Genomic DNA, 19,119 nt, shown 5'->3' on the forward strand with positions numbered 1-19,119 from the left:
CTGATTTGATTCAAATCGTGGCACACAACTCATAACTATTACTATGCTACATATTTATCAGCACAATCTTACTGAAGCGCTATTAGATCAATTAAGTGCAATTATTGGCACCATTCCAGATGGTATTTCGGCGTTGGATTGCGAGTCGATTCTGGTGCAAAACCCAGACATGGCACAATGGTTAAAAATTGAGTTGGCGCAGCGACATGGCATCGCAGCGAACATTGAATTTCCTATGCCCAGTAGCTTTGTCTGGAAGATGTTCAATGCTTTGTACCCAGAATTGCCCGAACAGTCTCCGTTTTCAAAAGAAAATATGACTTGGCATTTAATGACCTTGTTGCCTGATCTCATGAACCACAAAGAGTTCGCTTGGGTTGAACGGTATTTAGGGGATGTCACTGCAGACAAGCAACAACAAGAACAGCGAGCGCTGAAAAGTTATCGCTTATGCGCCGCCATTGCAGATATTTTTGACCAGTATTTGATTTATCGTCCTCAATGGATGGCCAATTGGGAGCAAGACGAAGTCGGTGGAGAAGTAACCCCACAGCAAGCCTGGCAGCCGATACTGTGGCAACGTCTCAACAGCAGCATTAGTGGCTCTTCAGGCGCCAGTGTGCAATGGCATCGGGGCGAGTTATTGACTCAAACCATCGACAGCTTTAACGCAGCTAACCTCGATAACTCGGTATTGCAAAGCTTACCTAAGCGGTTGTTTATTTTCGGTATTTCTTCGCTTCCGGAACAGAGTTTAGCCTTGTTTAACGCCTTGGCTAACCACATTGAAGTCCACTGGTTTCAAATCAACCCGTGTCAGGAGTTCTGGTTGGACATTATTGATGGCAAATCGTTGGCCAAATTAGCGGCGAAACCCAACTATCAACGCCTGGCTGATCTGGCCGATGATCGCTACTTTTTGGTAGGTAACCCGCTGCTTGCATCCCTTGGTACCTTAGGGCGAGAGCATTTATCACTGATGTTAGAGCAATTGCAGGGCGACTGGCATGAGGCTTATCGGCCATACCCTACAACCGGTGCATTGGGGTTGTTACAAAATGAAGTCTTGAATTTAAGCATACGCGGTCAGTTTGAGGCGTTATCGGCCACACAATTAACCAGTAATATCGATAAAATTAGCCTCAATGATAACGACTGTAGCAATGTGTTATTTCACAGTTGTTATTCGCCCATGCGCGAAATTGAAGTCCTAAAAGATCAATTGTTGTTCTTATTTGAGCGAGACCCATCACTTACGCCCAACGATGTTATGGTGATGGTTCCAGATGTCAGTGAATATGCGCCTTACATTCATGCCACCTTTAGCGGAATTACGGATGACTATCGGCTCTTTTATTCGATCAACGATTTGTCGGCTCAACAAGAGTCACCACTTGCCGATTGCTTACTTAATTTGTTCGATTTACCCCAAAGCCGATGGTATGCCAATGAGTTGATGTCGATACTGGAAGTGCCGGCAGTCATGCGCAAATTCGCTATTGATGAGCACGAGTTAGATATCATTAATCGCTGGATAGATGATGTGGGCATTCGATGGGGCATTAATGCTGCCCACCGCAGAGAACTAGGGTTTATTAGCTTTGAAGAAAACTCATGGCTGTTTGGCGCACAGCGACTGCTGTTAGGGTATGCCATGCATCCAGCACAAGGCTGTTTTGATGGGTTAATGCCGTACTCCCAAATGGAAGGCGCCCAAACAGAAGCTTTGGGTAAGCTGCTGATGTTTGTTGATTGCCTGCTGGATTACCGTACACAACTTGCTGGTGACTACCAAGCCGGTCAGTGGTTAACCTTGGTTAATCAAATGATGAACGACTTTTTTGAAGGCGAGGCCAGTGAAGTGGTGTGGTTGCAGCAACCTAGCCAATGCCTAGAAGGTCTTAAGCAATACATTGATCAGTCTGGTTATCAGCAAACCATTCATCGCACCATTATCAAAGACTATTTACAGCAAAGTTTACAAGCACAGTCATCTAATAGCCGTTTTAAGGCCGGGGCCATTAACTTCTGTACCTTAATGCCAATGCGCAGTATTCCCTTTAAGGTCATTGCCCTGTTAGGAATGAATGAAAATGCGTTTCCCCGCCAAAATCACCCGGTAAATTTTGACTTGATGGCCAATCAACGAGTTCGTGGCGATCGCTCTCGACGGCTAGATGACCGCTACTTATTCTTAGAAGCGCTTTTATCAACACGACAACATTTGCACTTAAGTTGGGTTGGCCAAGATATTCGAGACGACAGTCACAAGCCGCCATCCATTTTAATCAGCGAAGTGCGAGATTACATTGCCGAAGCGTGGATCCACAGCGACAGTAAAGCCACTGATGAACCGGCGCAAGTGGCTCAAGAGTTACTCAGCAAAATGACCCACCAGCATCCACTGCAGGCATATCAAGCCATTAATTTTTCAAAACAAAGCGCCCAACAAAGCTTCGCCAGTCTGTGGAGCCAAGCGCTAGCACTCAGTCAAGACCCTGCGTTTAAACCGCCACGCTCTTATGCAACCCATAACCCCCAGTTAAGCCGCCTAGAAGCGGAACATCAGGAACTTTCGCTTACCCAGTTAGAACGGTTTATGGTTAACCCTTGTCGTGTCTTTATGCAACGCACACTGGAGGTTTACTTTGACGAGATAGAGTTGGACACCTTGCAACACGAACCCTTTGTTATCGACACGCTGCAACAATGGCAGTTGTCTGACAAAGCGTTAACCATGAGACTGGCAAACGCTCAGCAAAATCAATTTGATGCGCACTATCAAGGAACAGGTAAGTTGCCATTTGGTGAAGCGTCAACGCAAACACTGGCTAAAGCTTGGGATGAAGGTGAGTCGATAGTGACTCATTTTTCTGAATACCTACAGGAAGATAAACAAAGCGACGTGCTGAGGCTGAGCTTCGATGAGCCTAAATTAATGCTGACAGCTGAACTGCCAAAGAGTAAGCGACATCTGCGTTGTCAGTTAAAAGCGGGCTCCATTAAAGACAAAGACATCGTTCGTGCGTATTTGCGCCACTTAAGCAGTTGTGCAAGCGGTGCTGATTATCACTACTTGCTGCTTGATAAAAAGAACGCATGCGTTTTCAAAGCCATTCCCAATGCGCAGGCGCACTCGATACTCGCCCAACTGATAAGTCTTTATCAGCAAGGCCTGCAACAGCCATTACCACTGCTTGTTGATGCGGGTATTTCTGTTGCCATAGCCAAAGTTGATGAAAAAACACAAATTAATGCGCTAGAGACGTTAAACGAACTTTGGCAACAGAATAAGTTTAGCCATCGCCCGGTCGATGAGTACTTAACGCGCTGCTTTAAAAATGCTGAAGAAGCTTATCCAGCGTTTATAAAACTGACCGAGCAAATACTGGTGCCCTTAGTTGAACATGCATATATGGTGCCCCCAAAAGGGCAAACGAAGACCGCAAAAATTGTCGTGACCCACAAAAAGGCGTTGGATTATGTGGAGGGGTTATTGTGCAACGATTAAATCCGTTAACCTTACCGCTTAGCGGTAAAGCACTGATCGAAGCCAGTGCAGGAACTGGAAAAACTTATACCATAGCAACCTTGTATTTGCGCTTCATTATCGAACAACCGTTACTTAAGGAAAACGGCGGTGTATTGCTTACTCCAGAAAACATATTGGTGGTTACCTTTACGCGCTCAGCGACCGCTGAATTGCGAGACCGTATAAGAGCTCGCCTGCATACAGCGGTTAACTGCTTTCGGGGACAGGGCAGTCAAGGAGATGACGCTTTAGAGCATCTATATCAGCTCTATCAACACGATTCAGCCATTGTGTTAAAACGACTTTATGCAGCAGAAAAAAGTATGGATGAAGCCGCCATCTTCACCATTCATGGCTTTTGTCGACGCGCCTTAAGCCAGAACGCGTTTAGCAGTGGAGTTTCATTAGCGGACAATTATCTTGAAAACGACACGGAGTTGTTAATCAGCGCTTGCCAAGATTTTTGGCGCGATAGCCTATATCCGTTAGCGGGAGAGCCATGGCTAAAGGTAATGGATGCGTTTAAATCCGGTTTAAAAGCCAATAATCCAGAGACTCTGGCTAACGCGTTGAAAGGGTTAATGCCTAGAAAATCCTTGGCGGTTGAACCACAACCCCTAGCGCAACCCATTGAAGCGGTCATTGAACGAGTTCAGCAAGAAACGGCTCAAGCGTTTTTACAATTTAGAGATGACTGTGCCCATTGTTTAGATGACGTTTATCAGGAGTTGGCCGCTATCCCAAAGATTCAAAAGGGGATACTGAGCGAGCATTTAAGTGTTGTTGGGGGCTGGTTTGAAAACCAAGGGCAGGGAGACTGGCCTTCAAAAACGAAAAACTACATCACAGGAAAAGTCGATAAGCTGGAACCCGACTCGCAAACGCAACAGCTTCTTGCAGGGTATGAACGCTATCAAGCTCAACGCGAGTTGAGCCCACAACTGTATAGCGAAGCGCTGCATTACGTAAAACAACGCTTAGAAGAGCAAAAGCAACTGCTCGACATACAAGGGCCGGACGACCTCATGGTGGCATTGGACAATGCGCTGAGCAATGATGATAGCTTATCTCTAAAAAGTGACCTCATCGGCCAGTACCCAGTGGCTCTTATCGATGAGTTTCAAGATACCGATCCGTTACAATATCGAGTGTTCAATGGCATCTATGATAGCGACAAAGTCCATTGTTGGTTGATGATTGGCGATCCTAAGCAAGCCATATATTCGTTTCGAGGTGGCGATATAGAAACCTATTCCAAGGCAAAGCAATCGCTAGAACAAGCTCAATTGTACACCTTGGATAAAAATTATCGTTCCAGCAATACCATGGTGGCAGCGGTAAACCAATTATTTGGTTGTGCAGGGCAGGCAACGTTTCTTGCAGATAACATCAGTTACCAAGCCGTCGCCGCCAATGACACGGGAGCAATGGGCAACTTGGTGGTGGATGGCAAAGCCCTGGCCAGCATGAACTTTACCCAGTTTAACGCGCCTTATAATGAAGAAAACTACGGTAGTGAGCACACTGCCCAAACCATAGCCAAGTTACTGACAATAGCCAATGAAGGTCGAGGGCAGTTAGGTAACCGAGCGTTAGCGCCATCGGATATTGCCATTCTTGTGCGCGACAGAACCGAGGCGAAAGACATTGTCAAAGCGCTAAGACGGCGTAATGTTCGCAGCGTTTTCCTAAGTCGAGACAGTGTATTTAGTGCAGAGATCGCGCCCCAACTGTTTCGGGTGCTGACGGCGATGGCCTCCTATCAAAGTCGCAGAAAGGTATTTGCTGCTTTAGGTACGGCGCTTATGGATGTGAGCTCCGAGGACATTCAGCAGTTTCACCAAGATGAATTAGTCTGGCAAACCCATCAACAGCGATTCGAAGGATATCATGAGCTTTGGAAGAGCAAGGGTGTCTTATCAGCCTATCTTCAATGGCTTTCTGATTACCAAATTGCAGCAAAGCTGTTTACAGATACGCTTAATGGCGAACGCCAATTAGCGGACCTAAATCATATTGCCGAGCTGCTGCAGCAGCAAGCGTTGCAGCAGGATGGCATTAACAGCCTGCTCAACTACTTCGAACGTCAACTAAGCTCGAAACCACAAGACGTCGATAACCAACGATTGCGGCTCGAAAGTGATAAAGACCTGGTACAAATTGTAACCATTCACGCCAGTAAAGGCTTGGAGTATCCGTTGGTATTTTTAGCCAATGGTCTGTCTAGAAAAAGCGCGAAGCTCGCGGTGTACAGTGGTGAAACCGGCACCATAGTGGATTTCTCCAACCAAGCCACCAATCTCAAAAAAGCTGAGCAGCAGCGTTTGGCTGAAGACGTGCGGCTGTTGTACGTAGCCTTAACTCGAGCGTCTTACGGTTGCTTCATTAATCTGACCCAAACCAAAAAGAAGCCTACCGGCACATCCGCTTTGGCGCATGTTTTAGGCGTAACTGACGATGAGCACGTAAACGAAGCCGCGCAAACGCTTGCACAACAACATCCAGAGCTTATCGCTTGTCAACTCTATGAGGATGAGCCTGCAACCATGTTCGCCTCTAGCGCAGACAAACATGCGAGTATTGAGCATCGACGTCTAAGTCATGGCGTTGACCAAAGTTGGAAAATAACCAGTTATTCAGGGTTGTCTAGAAATTTACATACGCCCACATCCACACTTGATAAAGCGGATGATTTAGTGGTTGAGCCAGCACCAGAGACTTTGGTGCCAGAACCGTTTATGCAAAATCGGTTTAGTTTTCCTCGAGGGGCTAACCCGGGGACGGCACTTCACGGCATTTTCGAACATCAACAATTTGCCGACAACGACCCCGATGAGCTTGATAACGCAGTGGCGTCTCAACTGAGCCTGTATGGCATAGAAGACGCCGACTCTTGGCAAACTGTGGTTAGTGAATGGCTAACACAAACCTTGAATACACCCATTTTGCTACCCGATCACAATAAAGAATTCAGCTTGGCAGCTTTGTCAAAAGGGCAATGGTTAAGTGAAATGGAGTTTTTTATTAAAGTCGATGCCCAGGTTAACGATAGCCAGCTTAATCGCCTACTTGAGAGCTATCCAGTACTCGACGCCGACATTGCTAAGCACAACCGAGCGTTAAAGTTTGATCGGTTCAAAGGGCTAATTAAAGGATTTATCGATCTTGTGTTTGAATTTGATGGCCGATATTACGTGTTGGATTACAAATCTAATCATTTAGGAAATAGCCTTAGCGATTATCACCCACAGGCAATGCAGAACATGATGTGTGAACATCGCTATGACGCGCAATTAATTTTCTATGTGCTCGCGTTGCATTTGTATTTAAGCGATCGCTTACCCAATTACCAATACGAGCAGCATATGGGCGGCGGTGTCTATTGCTTCTTACGTGGGATGGACGGAATTACGCCTCAATCTGGGGTGTTTGTTGCGAAACCTGAGCAGAGATTGATTGAATCGTTAGGGCAACAATTGGGTGTGCAATCCGAGGAGGTTAACCATGATAACGCGTGATTGGATAACAACCGCCATCGCTGCAGGTCGCATTCGCGCTATCGATTATCAGTTTGCCAAATACATTTGTGCCGACTTAGCGGACCCGGTTTTTTGGCTGGCATTGCGAATGAGTCAAGCACAGGCGCAGGGGCATGTGTGCATTAATATTAATCAGCTGGTGAACGAGCCTTTTACGCCATTATTGGATAGTAATGCAACTGATCAATCCCTTAGGTTTGCAGATCAAGGCACGGTTGTCAGACAGCTGTTAGCAAATCGTTTTGTGAGCGAAGCGAGCTCAGAGCGAAACACGCCGCTCGTGCTCGATGGTGATGATAACGACCCGCGTCTGTACTTAAGCCGTTATTGGTATTATGAGCGCAATGTTGCTCTGAACTTGCTCGATAAAGCTTCTCGTAACGTTGCAACGGATATCATTGGCGCTAACCGGCAACTCACCCGGTTATTTGGCACGCCAACAAGCAATGAGACCGATTGGCAGCGGGTTGCTTGCGCGCTGGCGATCAGCCGAGGGCTGGCCATTATTACCGGCGGCCCCGGGACGGGAAAAACCACCACGGTCATCCGCTTGTTGGCGTTAAGCTTGATGCAGCAGTCTCATCAACAACCCGTGGTGATTCGACTGGCAGCGCCCACGGGCAAAGCGGCGGTTCGTATGACCGAATCCATACGCAATGCTAAAGCTGGCCTCGCGTTAGATGACGAACTATTGCAGCAAATTCCGGAAAGCGCCACCACCATACATCGCCTATTAGGGGCAATACCGAACTCAGTGGAGTTTAGGCATAACCGAGATAACCCGTTGCAGTTAGATTTCTTAGTGGTTGACGAAGCCTCAATGATTGATTTGGCGTTAATGGCCAAACTGCTGGCGGCCTTGCCGGCGCACTGTAAATTGGTGTTACTGGGTGACAAAGATCAGCTGTCGTCGGTGGAAGCGGGAGCGGTGATGGGCGATTTGTGTCGCTTTATTCGGGTAAGTTATGACAGCACGTTAATGACATACAGCCCTCAGCATGCGCAAACCTTAGCCGATATCAGTCAGCAGTCGTTACATAAACATCAAAGCTCACAAGCCAATGCTATCAGCGATTGTTTGTGCATGCTGCAAAAAAGTTGGCGCTTTGGCGGACACATTGGCGATTTGGCTAAGGCGGTCAACCAGCAAAACGTGACTGAAGCCTTGCAACTGATTCACAAACAGCATGGGCAAGGACAGTTAAATGGCTATCTTAGCGAGCCTGATAGTCAACGGCTTATTGATAACAGCCTGTCGTTTTACGAACCTTTGGTGTTGGCGAGTCATCAAGCAAGCGTTAAAGATGCTAATACCCTGCTGACTAAGTTCGATGGTTATCGTGTATTGTGCGCCACGCGTGGCGGCGAGTTGGGCACTGAGGCTCTTAACGAGCGCATAGAAGCCAGGTTGCTTAATCTTCCACAAACTCGATTGCAACAAGGGTTTTATCCCGGTCGGCTCATCATGATCACGGCCAATGATTATAGCTTGGGGCTGTATAATGGCGATATTGGCATCACCCTTGAGGATGAAGAGGGCCAATTGCGGGTGTGCTTCTTACAAATGGATGGCAGTGTACGTTCCTTTCTACCAAGTCGATTAAGCCATTATGATGTCGCCTTTGCGATGACCATACATAAATCTCAGGGCTCCGAGTTTAACCACGTAGCGATCGCGCTACCGCCAGAGCTCAAACAACAGCAAGTGCTGTCGAAAGAGTTGTTGTATACCGGAATTACCAGAGCCAAGTCGCAGGTCTCTATTTACGCTCAAGTGCCGAGTTTGAGACTTTGTATTGAACGAGCTACGGTGCGGCAATCAGGACTGTGGCAACAACTTCAGGCGTTACAACAGTAAAGTGTCGTCAATGGCGTGAAAATGGTGACTTTGGTTGATGAGAGATTGAGCCGTTAACGAGGGCACACCATATACGTGGGTTTGGCAATCATGCTTGATTGCAACGTGGCTGAGCAGTCTATCGAAATCACCGTCGCCACTGAGCAGCACAATGGCATCAACCGCCGACGCACTTTCTAACACGTCTATGGTGATGCCCACATCCCAGTCGCCTTTAGCACTGCCGTCGGCACGCTGAATAAAGGGTTTTAGCTTAACGTCGAAGCCGATGTGGCGCAGCGCATCTTGGAATTTGCGTTGTTGGTCATCGTTACGCGCAATCGCATAAGCATTGGCGATAACGATGTCACCCTGAAAAGACAATTCCTGCCAAAACCGGCGGTAATTAAATTGGCGCTGGTAAGCTTGGCGAGTGGTGTAGTAGATATTCTGCACATCAACAAAAACAGCAATTTTATTCACAATAGATTAATGGTGTTAGAAAGTGTTTAGCCAGTATAAGTCAATGATTGCAAATAGAAAGGGATATCAATAGCAAGAGAATTGGTTGCGGGAGCCGGATTTGAACCGACGACCTTCGGGTTATGAGCCCGACGAGCTACCAGGCTGCTCCATCCCGCGTCCGAATGGTGACTGTTTTCTTAGATTTCAGTTGCTGGTGGTTACTGAAAAATTGGTTGCGGGAGCCGGATTTGAACCGACGACCTTCGGGTTATGAGCCCGACGAGCTACCAAGCTGCTCCATCCCGCGTCCGAAAACGTGGTGTATCTTAACAGCGTACTTTTGTTTTGCAAGTCTATTCTTGCGCAATTGGTTTGTATGCTCAAATAAACAACGAATCTGAGGGTTAAAGCCAAGATTGGCGTTATCATTTCATGCGCTCGACAGTTATAATGACGCAATTGTTTGAACAGAAGCCCATCCTATGTATCAATTTTTCGCTGCCGCTCCTCGTGGATTCGAATTTCCATTAACCCAAGAGCTTATTAAACTTGGGGCTAATGATGTAAAAGAAGCCCAGGCCGGAGCCTACTTCGGCGCAGACCTAGAAACCGCCTATCGCATTTGCATGTGGTCGCGCTTGCCAAGTCGCATCATCATGATCCTGTATCAAGGCAAATTCACCACAGTGGATGAACTCTATGAAGCCGCTTTTTGTGTGGATTGGCCAGCGGTTTTCAGTGAGAAAAGCAAGTTTCTAGTGGATTTTGTGGGCAGCAACAAACTTATTAATAACACTCAGTTTGGTGCGTTAAAGATCAAAGATGCCATAGTGGATAGGTTTCGCGATGACGGCTATAAGCGTCCAGATGTAAGTAAAGAAGAGTGCGACATCCGCATCTCTGCCCGCATTAAGCGCGATCAAGTGACCTTAGGGTTTAATTTCAGTGGCTCTGCCATGCATCAAAGAGGCTATCGTGGTCGCACTGGTGACGCGCCCTTAAAAGAAAACCTTGCTTGCAACATGCTTGCTCGCTCGGGATGGCTTGACGATCAAAAAGACATCATGGATCCGTTTTGTGGCAGCGCCACCATTCTAATCGAAGCGGCCATGATTGCTGCTGATATGGCACCAGCTCTTAACCGTAACCAACATGGATTCACCAGTTGGCGCGGTCATAACGCCAAACTTTGGGATGACATATACCAAGAAGCGCAGGCACGAGCCAGTTTGGGTGTAAAACGCTGTAAAACACGCTTCTACGGTTTTGATAATGACCCGCGCGTGGTTCGAGCGGCCAGACACAATGTGCAAAACGCCGGTGTTGCCGCGCTGGTAACCATTGAGCAAGCCGATGCCGTTGAAGCGACTCCACAAACCGAACAGCCCGGTTATTTAATAGCAAACCCTCCTTTTGGCGAGCGCTTGGGTAATTACAACAGCTTGTTACAGCTTTATTTTAAATTCGGACAACAGCTAAAAAGTCACTTCGGCGGTTGGAAGATAAGCTTACTGTCCAGTGAGCCAGAACTACTGCGAGCGATGAAGCTTAAGTTTGATAAACGCATTCAAATGTACAACGGTAATTTGGAATGTGAGTTTTGTAATTACTCCATTCACGAAAATCGCCTCACGACTGATTCACCGGTGGACTTAGAGTTTGCACAATCTTTTGTGAACCGTGTTAAAAAGAATCGAAAAGCAATAGAAAAATGGGCGAAAAGCCAGCCCACCGATTGCTATCGTTTGTACGACGCCGATATTCCGGAGTACAACGTAGCGGTTGATCGCTATCAAGATTATTTGGTGGTTCAAGAATATGCAGCACCTTCGCACATTCCGCAAGCAACTACGCAACGCCGTTTAACTGAAGTGTTGTTAAGCCTACCTGCGGCCACCGGTATTGAGCCAGATAACATCATTATGAAGACCCGGGCGAAACAGCGGGGGAGCGAGCAGTATCAAAAGCGCAGTAATGAGTCGTTAGAGCTAATCGTTACTGAATACCAAGCGCGCTTTAAAGTTGATCTCACCCGCTACTTAGACAGTGGTTTGTTTTTAGATCACCGCTTAACTCGTAAGCTGGTGGGGCAAAAGTCAGCGGACAAATCGGTGTTAAACTTATTTGCCTACACCGGCAGCGCATCGGTCCATGCGGCACTAGGAGGCGCGAAAAGTGTTACTACGGTGGATATGTCGCGCACCTATTTAGCGTGGGCACAGGAGAACTTCTCGCTTAATAAGTTATCCGGACGCCAGTATCAGTTTATTCAAGCGGACTGCTTAAAATGGATCGATGATTGCACAACAGAGTTTGATTTGATTTTCATTGACCCGCCAACGTTTTCCAACTCAAAACGCATGGACACGACCTTCGATGTGGAGCGAGATCACGTCGCCTTGTTAACGGGCTTAAAGCGCATTCTGTCTGCCGGTGGAGAAATTATCTTCACCAACAATCGCCGCAAATTTAAGATGGACTTCGATGGCCTCGCTGAGCACGGTTTAAAAGCCATTAATATTGATGCCAAATTATTGCCTTTAGATTTTAAACGCAATCCGCAAATTCACAATTGTTGGTCAGTCGTACGCCATGAGCAGTAAGTTAACCTTGTTTCACACCGATGGTTGTCACTTGTGTGACGAAGCTCAGGCGTTACTCGATGATATGGGATTGGCGTATCAATTGGTGGACATATGTGAGCAAACCGTTTGGCTTGAGCGTTACCGGATCCGCATACCGGTACTTACATTAGGTGGCAGTGAATTGGGTTGGCCTTTTGATAAAGACATGGTCAGCGCATTCTTGGAGAGCGTTAAGTGAGTCTTATTAGAATTAATCAAGGCAATCTTGCCTTTGGGCATACGCCGTTACTAAAGGACGCCGATGTCGCCATTGAAGCGGGTGAACGTGTGTGTATTGTCGGACGCAACGGTGCTGGCAAATCCAGTTTACTTAAGGTGCTCGATGGTTCAATTGAATTGGACGACGGCGAGCTTAATATCAGTAGCGACGTTAACTTAGCCCGTTTACAACAAGACCCACCGCAAAGCAGCGACATCAGCGTCTATCAATATATAGCTCAAGGGCTTGCGGTCGTTGGTAATCAGCTCACCGAGTATCAAACCCTGAGCGCCGATCCGACACTGGCAAACGACCCCACCAAATTGAAGCGTTTAACGACTTTGCAAGAAAGCATAGACCGACTAGACGGGTGGCAATTCGATGCCCGGATTCACTCTATGTGCCAACGGCTTAGCTTGGATGCACAACAAACCTTATCGCAACTCAGCGGTGGTTGGTTGCGTAAGGTTGCGTTAGCAAAAACGTTAGTGAGTGAGCCGGATGTGCTCATGCTTGACGAGCCCACTAACCATTTAGACATCGATACCATTGAGTGGCTAGAGCAGTTATTGCTCAACTTCAAAGGTGCGATTGTGTTCATTAGTCATGACCGTGGCTTTATCGACCGACTCGCAACTCGTATTATCGATCTTGATAGAGGGGTGGCCACATCTTGGCCTGGGTCTTACCAAGCCTACTTGGAAGGCAAGCAAAAATGGCTTCAAGTTGAAGCGGATCAAAATGCCTTGTTTGATAAACGATTGGCAGAGGAAGAAACCTGGATACGTCAAGGCATTAAAGCTCGCCGCACCCGCAATGAAGGCCGGGTTAGAGCGCTAAAAGCGATGCGTGAACAGCGTAGTGAGCGTCTCAAGAAACAAGGTAATGCCAAACTGGCCGTTAACGATGCCAATCGTTCCGGTAAATTAGTGTTTGAAGTAAAAGAATTATCGTTTGTTTATGAAGACGATTATCTGGTAAAAAACTTCTCCACTTCGGTGATGCGAGGCGACAGAATTGCTTTAATTGGCCCAAACGGGTGTGGCAAGTCGACTCTGATTAAGTTGTTGATGGAACAGCTGCAACCAGAATCAGGCAGCGTTCGACAAGGCACTAATATTGAACTGGCCTATTTTGATCAATATCGGCAGCAACTAGACGTAGAAAAAACTGTACAAGATAACGTAGGCGAAGGTAAGCAACAGGTCATGGTTAATGGCCGTGAACGGCATATTCTAAGCTATTTACAAGATTTCTTGTTTAGCCCAGAGCGGGCGCGTACGCCCGTAAAAGCTTTAAGCGGCGGCGAAAAAAACCGCTTGTTGCTTGCGCGCTTGTTGTTAAAGCCGGCCAATTTAATCATTCTCGACGAGCCAACCAACGATCTTGACATCGAAACTCTAGAGTTACTAGAGGCCATGTTGGTGGATTACCCTGGGACCTTGTTAATTGTGAGTCATGACCGAGCCTTTATGGATAATACGGTCACCAGCAGTTGGTGGTTTGAAGGCAATGGTCGTTGGCAGGAATATGTTGGTGGCTATGAAGATGCTGTTAGCCAAGGGGCGAAGTTCTATAAAGCTGAGCAAGACAGCGCTGCGCCGGCAAAATCAGAAGTTGAAAAAAGCCCGAAATCAAGTAAGGTAGAGTCTTCCAACAAGCGCCCTAAGAAATTGTCTTATAAATTGCAGCGCGAATTAGAACAATTGCCGGAACAAATGGAAAACTTAGAAGTCGATATAGAAGAGCTACAAAAAAACATCGCTTCTCCAGAATTTTTTGAACAAGAACAACAAATAGTAAATGACAAACTCGCTCAGTTGGCTGACAAAGAACAGCAACTGGAGTCGCTTTTCGAGCGTTGGGAAGAGCTAGAACAGCTCAAAACAGACCAAGAGTAATACAGGAAATTTTTAATGAAAGCAGCAAAACCACTGGTTTATTCGGCCTTATCTGTCACCTTATTAGGTGCATTATCCGCTCCAGCAGTTGCTAAGCCAGTATACGAAATTGTAAACATCGACGATTACGATTTACCTACTTTGTTAGGGACTCGAACCTCATACGGTAAAGCTGGTAATACCCTCGGCGAAGTGATTGGTACGTCAAACGGTCGTCGGACAACGACCGATTTCGACAGTGACAGTGGCATCAGTGACAGCGAAGTAACCTATTTAAATGTCACTCGCCCCATTGTTGCCGACCTGTTCACTTTCACCGCCAATGAAACCACAAATTGGCAATTGCAGTTCGACCCAATAATTGACACCACACCACCATCGGAAGTGGACTCGCCCAATACTACTGATTCTGTGTATTTTGGTTCAAATGATTCTGGCACTAAGGTTGGCTACGCCAGCGGCCCAGTCAGCACGCTACCAATTCCACCGGATGAAGATGCCGATGAAGACGATCCAGATACTTGGTATTACCGAGAGTTTGAGCAACGCGCTTTTTATAAAGTGGGTGACCAAGACCCAGTCTTCTTGCCGCCATCCATAACTAGCTACGAAGGTTATAATATCGGTGGTCTCTCTCAAGCCGTATCCATTAACGAATCGAACGTTGCTGTAGGCTATGGCTCTACGGAGCTTACCGCCGGTGGCAAGAGTTACATCGATAATTGTATAGAAAATTTAGAAGAGAACCCAGATACGGCGCTACCCATTGATGTGTGTATTCAAACAGGTCAGTTCCCAGTAAATGGCAGTATTCGCATTGGCTACCAAACCAGAGCGTTTAAATGGCAAGACAATAACGGTGTGGTTGAACCGGTGCAATTGGAATTCCCAATTGATATTGATGAAGACGATACCCGCCTGTATCTAGCTCAAGCCTTAGGCGTTAACAACAACGGTGTGGTTGTAGGGCGTTCACACACCTATCGCGACGGAGATACCAGCTCCTTACGCTACGATGCCGTTTGGTGGACACCAGACAACAAGATTAACCAAATTACTTTTAACAACTGGGATATCTTTGATTCCATTGCCTATGATATTAACGATAACGGCCTAATGATAGGTCGTTCTCAACGTTATATTTCTGGATACCCTCGTTACAAGTTCTTTGTGTTAGACACCAACGAAGCGGATCCTCGTATTCATGAGCCGTTAGACTTCGCCACGACCACAACCGATCTGTCTAGCTATCCGCGTTCTATTAATAACGCAGGTCAAGTGACGGGCAATATTGAAGTGGATTATCGTAAAGATACGGTACGTCGTCGTCATGCCTTCTTGTACGATCACAGAGATGAGAGTTTTGAAGACGTCAATAACCTGCTCACTTGTGAGTCTAAAGGGTTTGAGCCAGATGGCGACAGTTGGAAACGTCATGAAGTAACGGTTACCGATGGTCGTGGCGACACCTTTACCTACCAGACGATTATCGAAGTGGTTGAAGGTAATAAGATCCTAGAAGACGGCACTATCATTGGTACGGCGTTTGTATCAAAGCCAAACTACGAAGTGGATGAAGAAGGTAAAGTAATTATTGGCGATAACGGTATGCCGTTTTTTGTACTGAATGCTAACGGTGACCCCATTACCACGCTAATTCCACGCATCGCCGTTTTAAAACCCACCAGCAGTGGTGAAGTGTGTACCTATGAAGATGACATTTCGAATCCTGTCTACAAGCGCAAAGGTGCCGCGCTTTGGTGGCTGCTGCTTGCCGCACCATTGATATGGTGGCGTCGTCGCAGCTAACCCGCTTTAACTGCTGTTTACGTGTTTAATGGAGGCTTAAGCCTCCATTATGCTTTTTGGGGTCCCATTAATAACAAATCGATCTTAAGAGAATCCTTAACCTTTACATAAGCTTATTTAGGTTAGACTAAAGTTTGTGCTTTTTTGTATTGAAATTCCTAGCGAAAGGATCTAATCATAGTGTTAGTGACTTTGTTAGCTCGCTAACGCGTCACTTTTTTTAGAACCAAGAGGAAATAGTATGAAAAGACAGAAACGAGACCGTTTAGAACGCGCTTATTCCAAAGGTTTCCAAGCTGGGGCATCAGGCCGCAGTAAAGATTTTTGCCCTTATTCAGAATTAGACATTAAATCCCAATGGCTCGGTGGTTGGCGAGAAGGCACAGAAGGGCGATTAGCAGGACTGTTTACCAAGTAGCAGTCAGAATCATTTTCAGTTAATCTAACCCCCTAACAATAGGGGGTTTTTTTATGGATTTCTACCAACACCAATTAACAATGAATGATGGCTCAGAGTTGCAGTTATCGAGCTTAAAAGGAAAAGTGGTACTCATTGTTAATACGGCCAGCAAATGCGGTTTTACACCGCAATATCAAAGTTTACAGGCTCTGCATAAGCACTACCAAGATAAAGGGTTAGTGATCATAGGAGCACCGTGCAATCAGTTTGGTAAGCAAGAGCCAGGAAACGCTTCCGACATACAAGGCTTTTGTGAATTAAATTACGGCGTAACTTTTCCGTTGTCAGAAAAGCTCGACGTCAATGGTGCCAACGCTCATCCACTGTTTGATTATCTTAAAAGTCAGCAAAAGGGATTGATAACCAATAACATTAAGTGGAATTTCACCAAGTTTTTAGTAGATAAAGAAGGTAGGGTGGTGAGCCGTCATGGCCCTGCCACTGATCCCATCAAGCTTAAAGAGGAAATCGAAGCCTTACTGTAAGCTTGATGAAACATGTGTACGCTGGATTAGAAGGTGCTGGTGTCAGTAAAGACGCCCACCTTCAAGTCGGTGGCGGTATAAATGGTGCGACCGTCCACTTCTAACGTCGCATCAGCGATGCCCATAACCAATTTTCTGTGTATGGTACGCTTAACGTCAATTCGGTAAGTGACCTTTTTAGCCTCAGGCAGTACTTGGCCTGTAAATTTAACCTCACCCACACCCAGTGCTCGACCTTTACCTTTAGCGCCTTCATAAGCCAAGAAAAAGCCCACTAATTGCCACATTGCATCTAAACCTAAGCAACCGGGCATTACCGGATCACCCGGGAAATGGCAGTCAAAAAACCACAGTTCAGGGTTGATGTCTAATTCGGCTACTATTTCACCTTTCCCAAACGAGCCACCATCTTGGTTAATGGTGACAATGCGATCCAACATCAGCATGTTGTCGACGGGCAGGCGTGGTGTATCTCCTGGGAACAAATCACCGTAACCACAGGCTACGATTTGCTCTTTGCTAAAACTGTTTGGCTTAGTCATGTTCTTTATTCTGCTATGAATCTTGAGGCGTCAGAATAGCGAACACTTGTAAGCCTAACAAGACCGACCAGATGAGTAATGCCTAATTAACTAAGCGTCTCAGCAAACGACCAAACCAAGTTGTTTCAGGCTCAATATCACCCGCTAATTCGTCTAAACGGCTTTGAACTCGCCCATAAACGCTTTCTTTCGGGAACAAACCGTCGTCATTAACGCTTCCTGCTTTGTGTTGCAACAGCAGTTGTATAGCCTCATCAATGTGATCAACTTGGTATATATGAAATTGCTGTTCTTTGACTGAACCCACAATTTCTTCCGGTAAATTTAGCTGAATCGCGTTTGCCGCAGGTATTACAACACCCTGTTGGCCGGTTAAGCCCCGTTGTTGGCACAGGCGATAAAAGCCCTCTATCTTTTCGTTAAGGCCGCCAATGGCTTGGACATTACCGAATTGATCAATGGCGCCGGTTACCGAAAGCTCTTGGCGAATGGGTAAATCACTGATGGCGCTGATCAGCGCTAAGTATTCGGCTAACGAGGCACTGTCACCATCAATTTCTTGATAGGACTGCTCAAACACGATATTGGCGTTCAAGTGAAGCGGGGCATCTTTACCGAAAATTCGATACAGGCAGGCGGATAAAATCATCATACCTTTAGCATGAATATTGCCCCCTAAGTCGGATTTTCGTTCAATATCGGCAACTTCTCCATCACCATAGTGCACAGTAGCCGTGACACGAGCCGGCTCGCCATAACTGCTCTCAGGAGTGTCAATAACCGTTAACGCATTAATTTGCCCCACCAAGTTGCCTTCAGTTTGCAGTAATACAAATTTATCGAGAAACGCCTGTTGCGACAGTTGCTGCTGAATGTCATGACGATAGGCTTTATGAGCACGCGCTTGTTGAATGTGGTCAGCGGAAATTAAAGAAGACTTAGCGAACATGGCGGCTTGCTGCATTAACTGACTTATGGACTTGCTGCAAAGGCTGAGACGGTTTTGATGCTCAGTTAACCAACTGCTGAAAGTAAACAAGGGCAACAAGGCACTTTCTGACAATTGCAATTGATTAAAATCAGCAATGGCTTGCAGGTATTCCACATAGGCGAGGGAGCCTTGTTCAGTGATTTCAAATTCATGATTCAGTTCAGCCATCAGCCCAAATTGTAATGAAAACTGGCTATGAATCGTTTGCAATGACTGTACCTCATGAGCATGCCCAAGCACGACAACTAAGGCGGCTGTTTGGTGTTGCAACTCGGTGAGTAGACTTTTACATAACTGCTTTTGATGCAGCAGTACTTCAGCACGAATAAAAAGGCATGTGTTTTCTGTTAGTAATCCGGGGGACTGTGCATTACCCACCAAGGCTTGTCGGCTTATGGCTTTATCAACAACAGCGACATCGCCTTCGATTTGCGAGCTAATGGCTTGGGTAAGTAATTCGAGATGCATGTCACCAAAGTGGCTTAAACACACATGCTGACGTTTAACGGCCTGTGATAAGGCTAGGGATATGGTTTCAGTAGCCCGCTGTTGCCCCAATAAGGCTTTGCTAATGGTTTGGTTGGAGTCGGACAACGCCAGTTGCTCAAAATGCGGAACCAATTGCTTTGCGCTTAAACGGGTAGAGGATTCAGTCATTAATTTCAGATTCTAAAAAGTGGGTAACTGATTCTATCACAACTTACTCATTTCTAA

12 protein-coding genes and 2 tRNA genes are annotated in these 19,119 nt (G+C 46.4%); 9 read left to right on the forward strand and 5 right to left on the reverse strand.

Going from position 1 to position 19,119, the window contains the following annotated elements:
• The first annotated feature begins 43 nt into the window (after positions 1–43).
• From recC to recD, 3 genes are read left to right on the forward strand one after another with little or no spacing between them, the layout of a single operon-like run.
• Positions 44–3,511 carry an exodeoxyribonuclease V subunit gamma gene (gene recC / locus CLC91_RS09870; protein ID WP_095500362.1) on the forward strand — a complete coding sequence of 1,156 codons (3,468 nt, stop codon included), beginning with the start codon at positions 44–46 and terminating at the stop codon, positions 3,509–3,511.
• The gene (gene recB / locus CLC91_RS09875; RefSeq protein WP_158220723.1) at positions 3,499–7,050 is read left to right on the forward strand and encodes an exodeoxyribonuclease V subunit beta; all 3,552 of its coding nucleotides are present in this window, start codon (positions 3,499–3,501) and stop codon (positions 7,048–7,050) included. Before recC ends, recB begins: the two co-directional genes overlap by 13 nt.
• The gene (gene recD / locus CLC91_RS09880) at positions 7,037–8,929 is read left to right on the forward strand and encodes an exodeoxyribonuclease V subunit alpha (RefSeq protein WP_095500364.1); all 1,893 of its coding nucleotides are present in this window, start codon (positions 7,037–7,039) and stop codon (positions 8,927–8,929) included. The genes recB and recD overlap by 14 nt, the downstream gene beginning before the upstream one ends.
• Here recD and CLC91_RS09885 read toward each other — a convergent pair.
• The 3 genes from CLC91_RS09885 to CLC91_RS09895 all read right to left on the reverse strand — a co-directional run bounded on the left by CLC91_RS09885 (position 8,918) and on the right by CLC91_RS09895 (position 9,680).
• Positions 8,918–9,391, reverse strand: coding sequence for an NYN domain-containing protein (locus CLC91_RS09885; protein ID WP_095500365.1), 474 nt, complete (start codon positions 9,389–9,391; stop codon positions 8,918–8,920). The genes recD and CLC91_RS09885 overlap by 12 nt on opposite strands.
• An 82-nt stretch (positions 9,392–9,473) precedes the next feature.
• Positions 9,474–9,550: transfer RNA gene (locus tag CLC91_RS09890), tRNA-Met, on the reverse strand.
• Between the two features lie 53 nt (positions 9,551–9,603).
• Positions 9,604–9,680 (reverse strand) — tRNA-Met (locus CLC91_RS09895).
• Positions 9,681–9,855: 175 nt separating this feature from the next.
• Here CLC91_RS09895 and rlmKL point away from each other — a divergent pair.
• The 6 genes from rlmKL to CLC91_RS09925 all read left to right on the forward strand — a co-directional run bounded on the left by rlmKL (position 9,856) and on the right by CLC91_RS09925 (position 16,872).
• Positions 9,856–11,976, forward strand: a complete 2,121-nt coding sequence (gene rlmKL, locus CLC91_RS09900) for a bifunctional 23S rRNA (guanine(2069)-N(7))-methyltransferase RlmK/23S rRNA (guanine(2445)-N(2))-methyltransferase RlmL (protein WP_095500366.1) — start codon at positions 9,856–9,858, stop codon at positions 11,974–11,976.
• The gene (locus CLC91_RS09905) at positions 11,966–12,196 is read left to right on the forward strand and encodes a glutaredoxin family protein (protein WP_095499079.1); all 231 of its coding nucleotides are present in this window, start codon (positions 11,966–11,968) and stop codon (positions 12,194–12,196) included. The genes rlmKL and CLC91_RS09905 overlap by 11 nt, the downstream gene beginning before the upstream one ends.
• The gene (gene uup, locus CLC91_RS09910) at positions 12,193–14,118 is read left to right on the forward strand and encodes an ATP-binding cassette ATPase Uup (protein ID WP_095499078.1); all 1,926 of its coding nucleotides are present in this window, start codon (positions 12,193–12,195) and stop codon (positions 14,116–14,118) included. The genes CLC91_RS09905 and uup overlap by 4 nt, the downstream gene beginning before the upstream one ends.
• 15 nt (positions 14,119–14,133) lie before the next feature.
• Complete coding sequence (locus CLC91_RS09915) at positions 14,134–15,927, forward strand: DUF3466 family protein (protein ID WP_095499077.1); 1,794 nt, start codon at positions 14,134–14,136, stop codon at positions 15,925–15,927.
• A 241-nt stretch (positions 15,928–16,168) separates the two neighbouring features.
• Positions 16,169–16,345 (forward strand): ribosome modulation factor, encoded by a 177-nt coding sequence (rmf, locus tag CLC91_RS09920; RefSeq protein ID WP_095499076.1) that lies wholly within the window; start codon positions 16,169–16,171, stop codon positions 16,343–16,345.
• 53 nt (positions 16,346–16,398) lie between these two features.
• Positions 16,399–16,872 (forward strand): glutathione peroxidase, encoded by a 474-nt coding sequence (locus tag CLC91_RS09925; protein WP_095499075.1) that lies wholly within the window; start codon positions 16,399–16,401, stop codon positions 16,870–16,872.
• Between the two features lie 26 nt (positions 16,873–16,898).
• Here the strand turns inward: CLC91_RS09925 and fabA are convergent, their stop codons facing one another.
• Positions 16,899–17,414: a bifunctional 3-hydroxydecanoyl-ACP dehydratase/trans-2-decenoyl-ACP isomerase gene (gene fabA, locus CLC91_RS09930; RefSeq protein WP_095499074.1), complete on the reverse strand. Its 516-nt coding sequence runs from the start codon at positions 17,412–17,414 to the stop codon at positions 16,899–16,901.
• Between the two features lie 82 nt (positions 17,415–17,496).
• Positions 17,497–19,062: a S16 family serine protease gene (locus tag CLC91_RS09935; RefSeq protein WP_095499073.1), complete on the reverse strand. Its 1,566-nt coding sequence runs from the start codon at positions 19,060–19,062 to the stop codon at positions 17,497–17,499.
• Between the last annotated feature and the right edge of the window lie 57 nt (positions 19,063–19,119).

This window comes from Paraferrimonas haliotis (assembly GCF_002282895.1).
Classification (GTDB): domain Bacteria; phylum Pseudomonadota; class Gammaproteobacteria; order Enterobacterales; family Shewanellaceae; genus Paraferrimonas; species Paraferrimonas haliotis.

What these genes read in the sequence shown, in the direction of transcription:
- recC (WP_095500362.1), top strand. Translation starts at nt 44, where the DNA reads ATGCTACATATTTATCAGCACAATCTTACTGAAGCGCTATTAGATCAA.
- recD (WP_095500364.1), top strand. Translation starts at nt 7,037, where the DNA reads ATGATAACGCGTGATTGGATAACAACCGCCATCGCTGCAGGTCGCATT.
- rlmKL (WP_095500366.1), top strand. Translation starts at nt 9,856, where the DNA reads ATGTATCAATTTTTCGCTGCCGCTCCTCGTGGATTCGAATTTCCATTA.
- CLC91_RS09905 (WP_095499079.1), top strand. Translation starts at nt 11,966, where the DNA reads ATGAGCAGTAAGTTAACCTTGTTTCACACCGATGGTTGTCACTTGTGT.
- CLC91_RS09915 (WP_095499077.1), top strand. Translation starts at nt 14,134, where the DNA reads ATGAAAGCAGCAAAACCACTGGTTTATTCGGCCTTATCTGTCACCTTA.
- rmf (WP_095499076.1), top strand. Translation starts at nt 16,169, where the DNA reads ATGAAAAGACAGAAACGAGACCGTTTAGAACGCGCTTATTCCAAAGGT.
- CLC91_RS09925 (WP_095499075.1), top strand. Translation starts at nt 16,399, where the DNA reads ATGGATTTCTACCAACACCAATTAACAATGAATGATGGCTCAGAGTTG.
- fabA (WP_095499074.1), bottom strand. Translation starts at nt 17,414, where the DNA reads ATGACTAAGCCAAACAGTTTTAGCAAAGAGCAAATCGTAGCCTGTGGT.
- CLC91_RS09935 (WP_095499073.1), bottom strand. Translation starts at nt 19,062, where the DNA reads ATGACTGAATCCTCTACCCGTTTAAGCGCAAAGCAATTGGTTCCGCAT.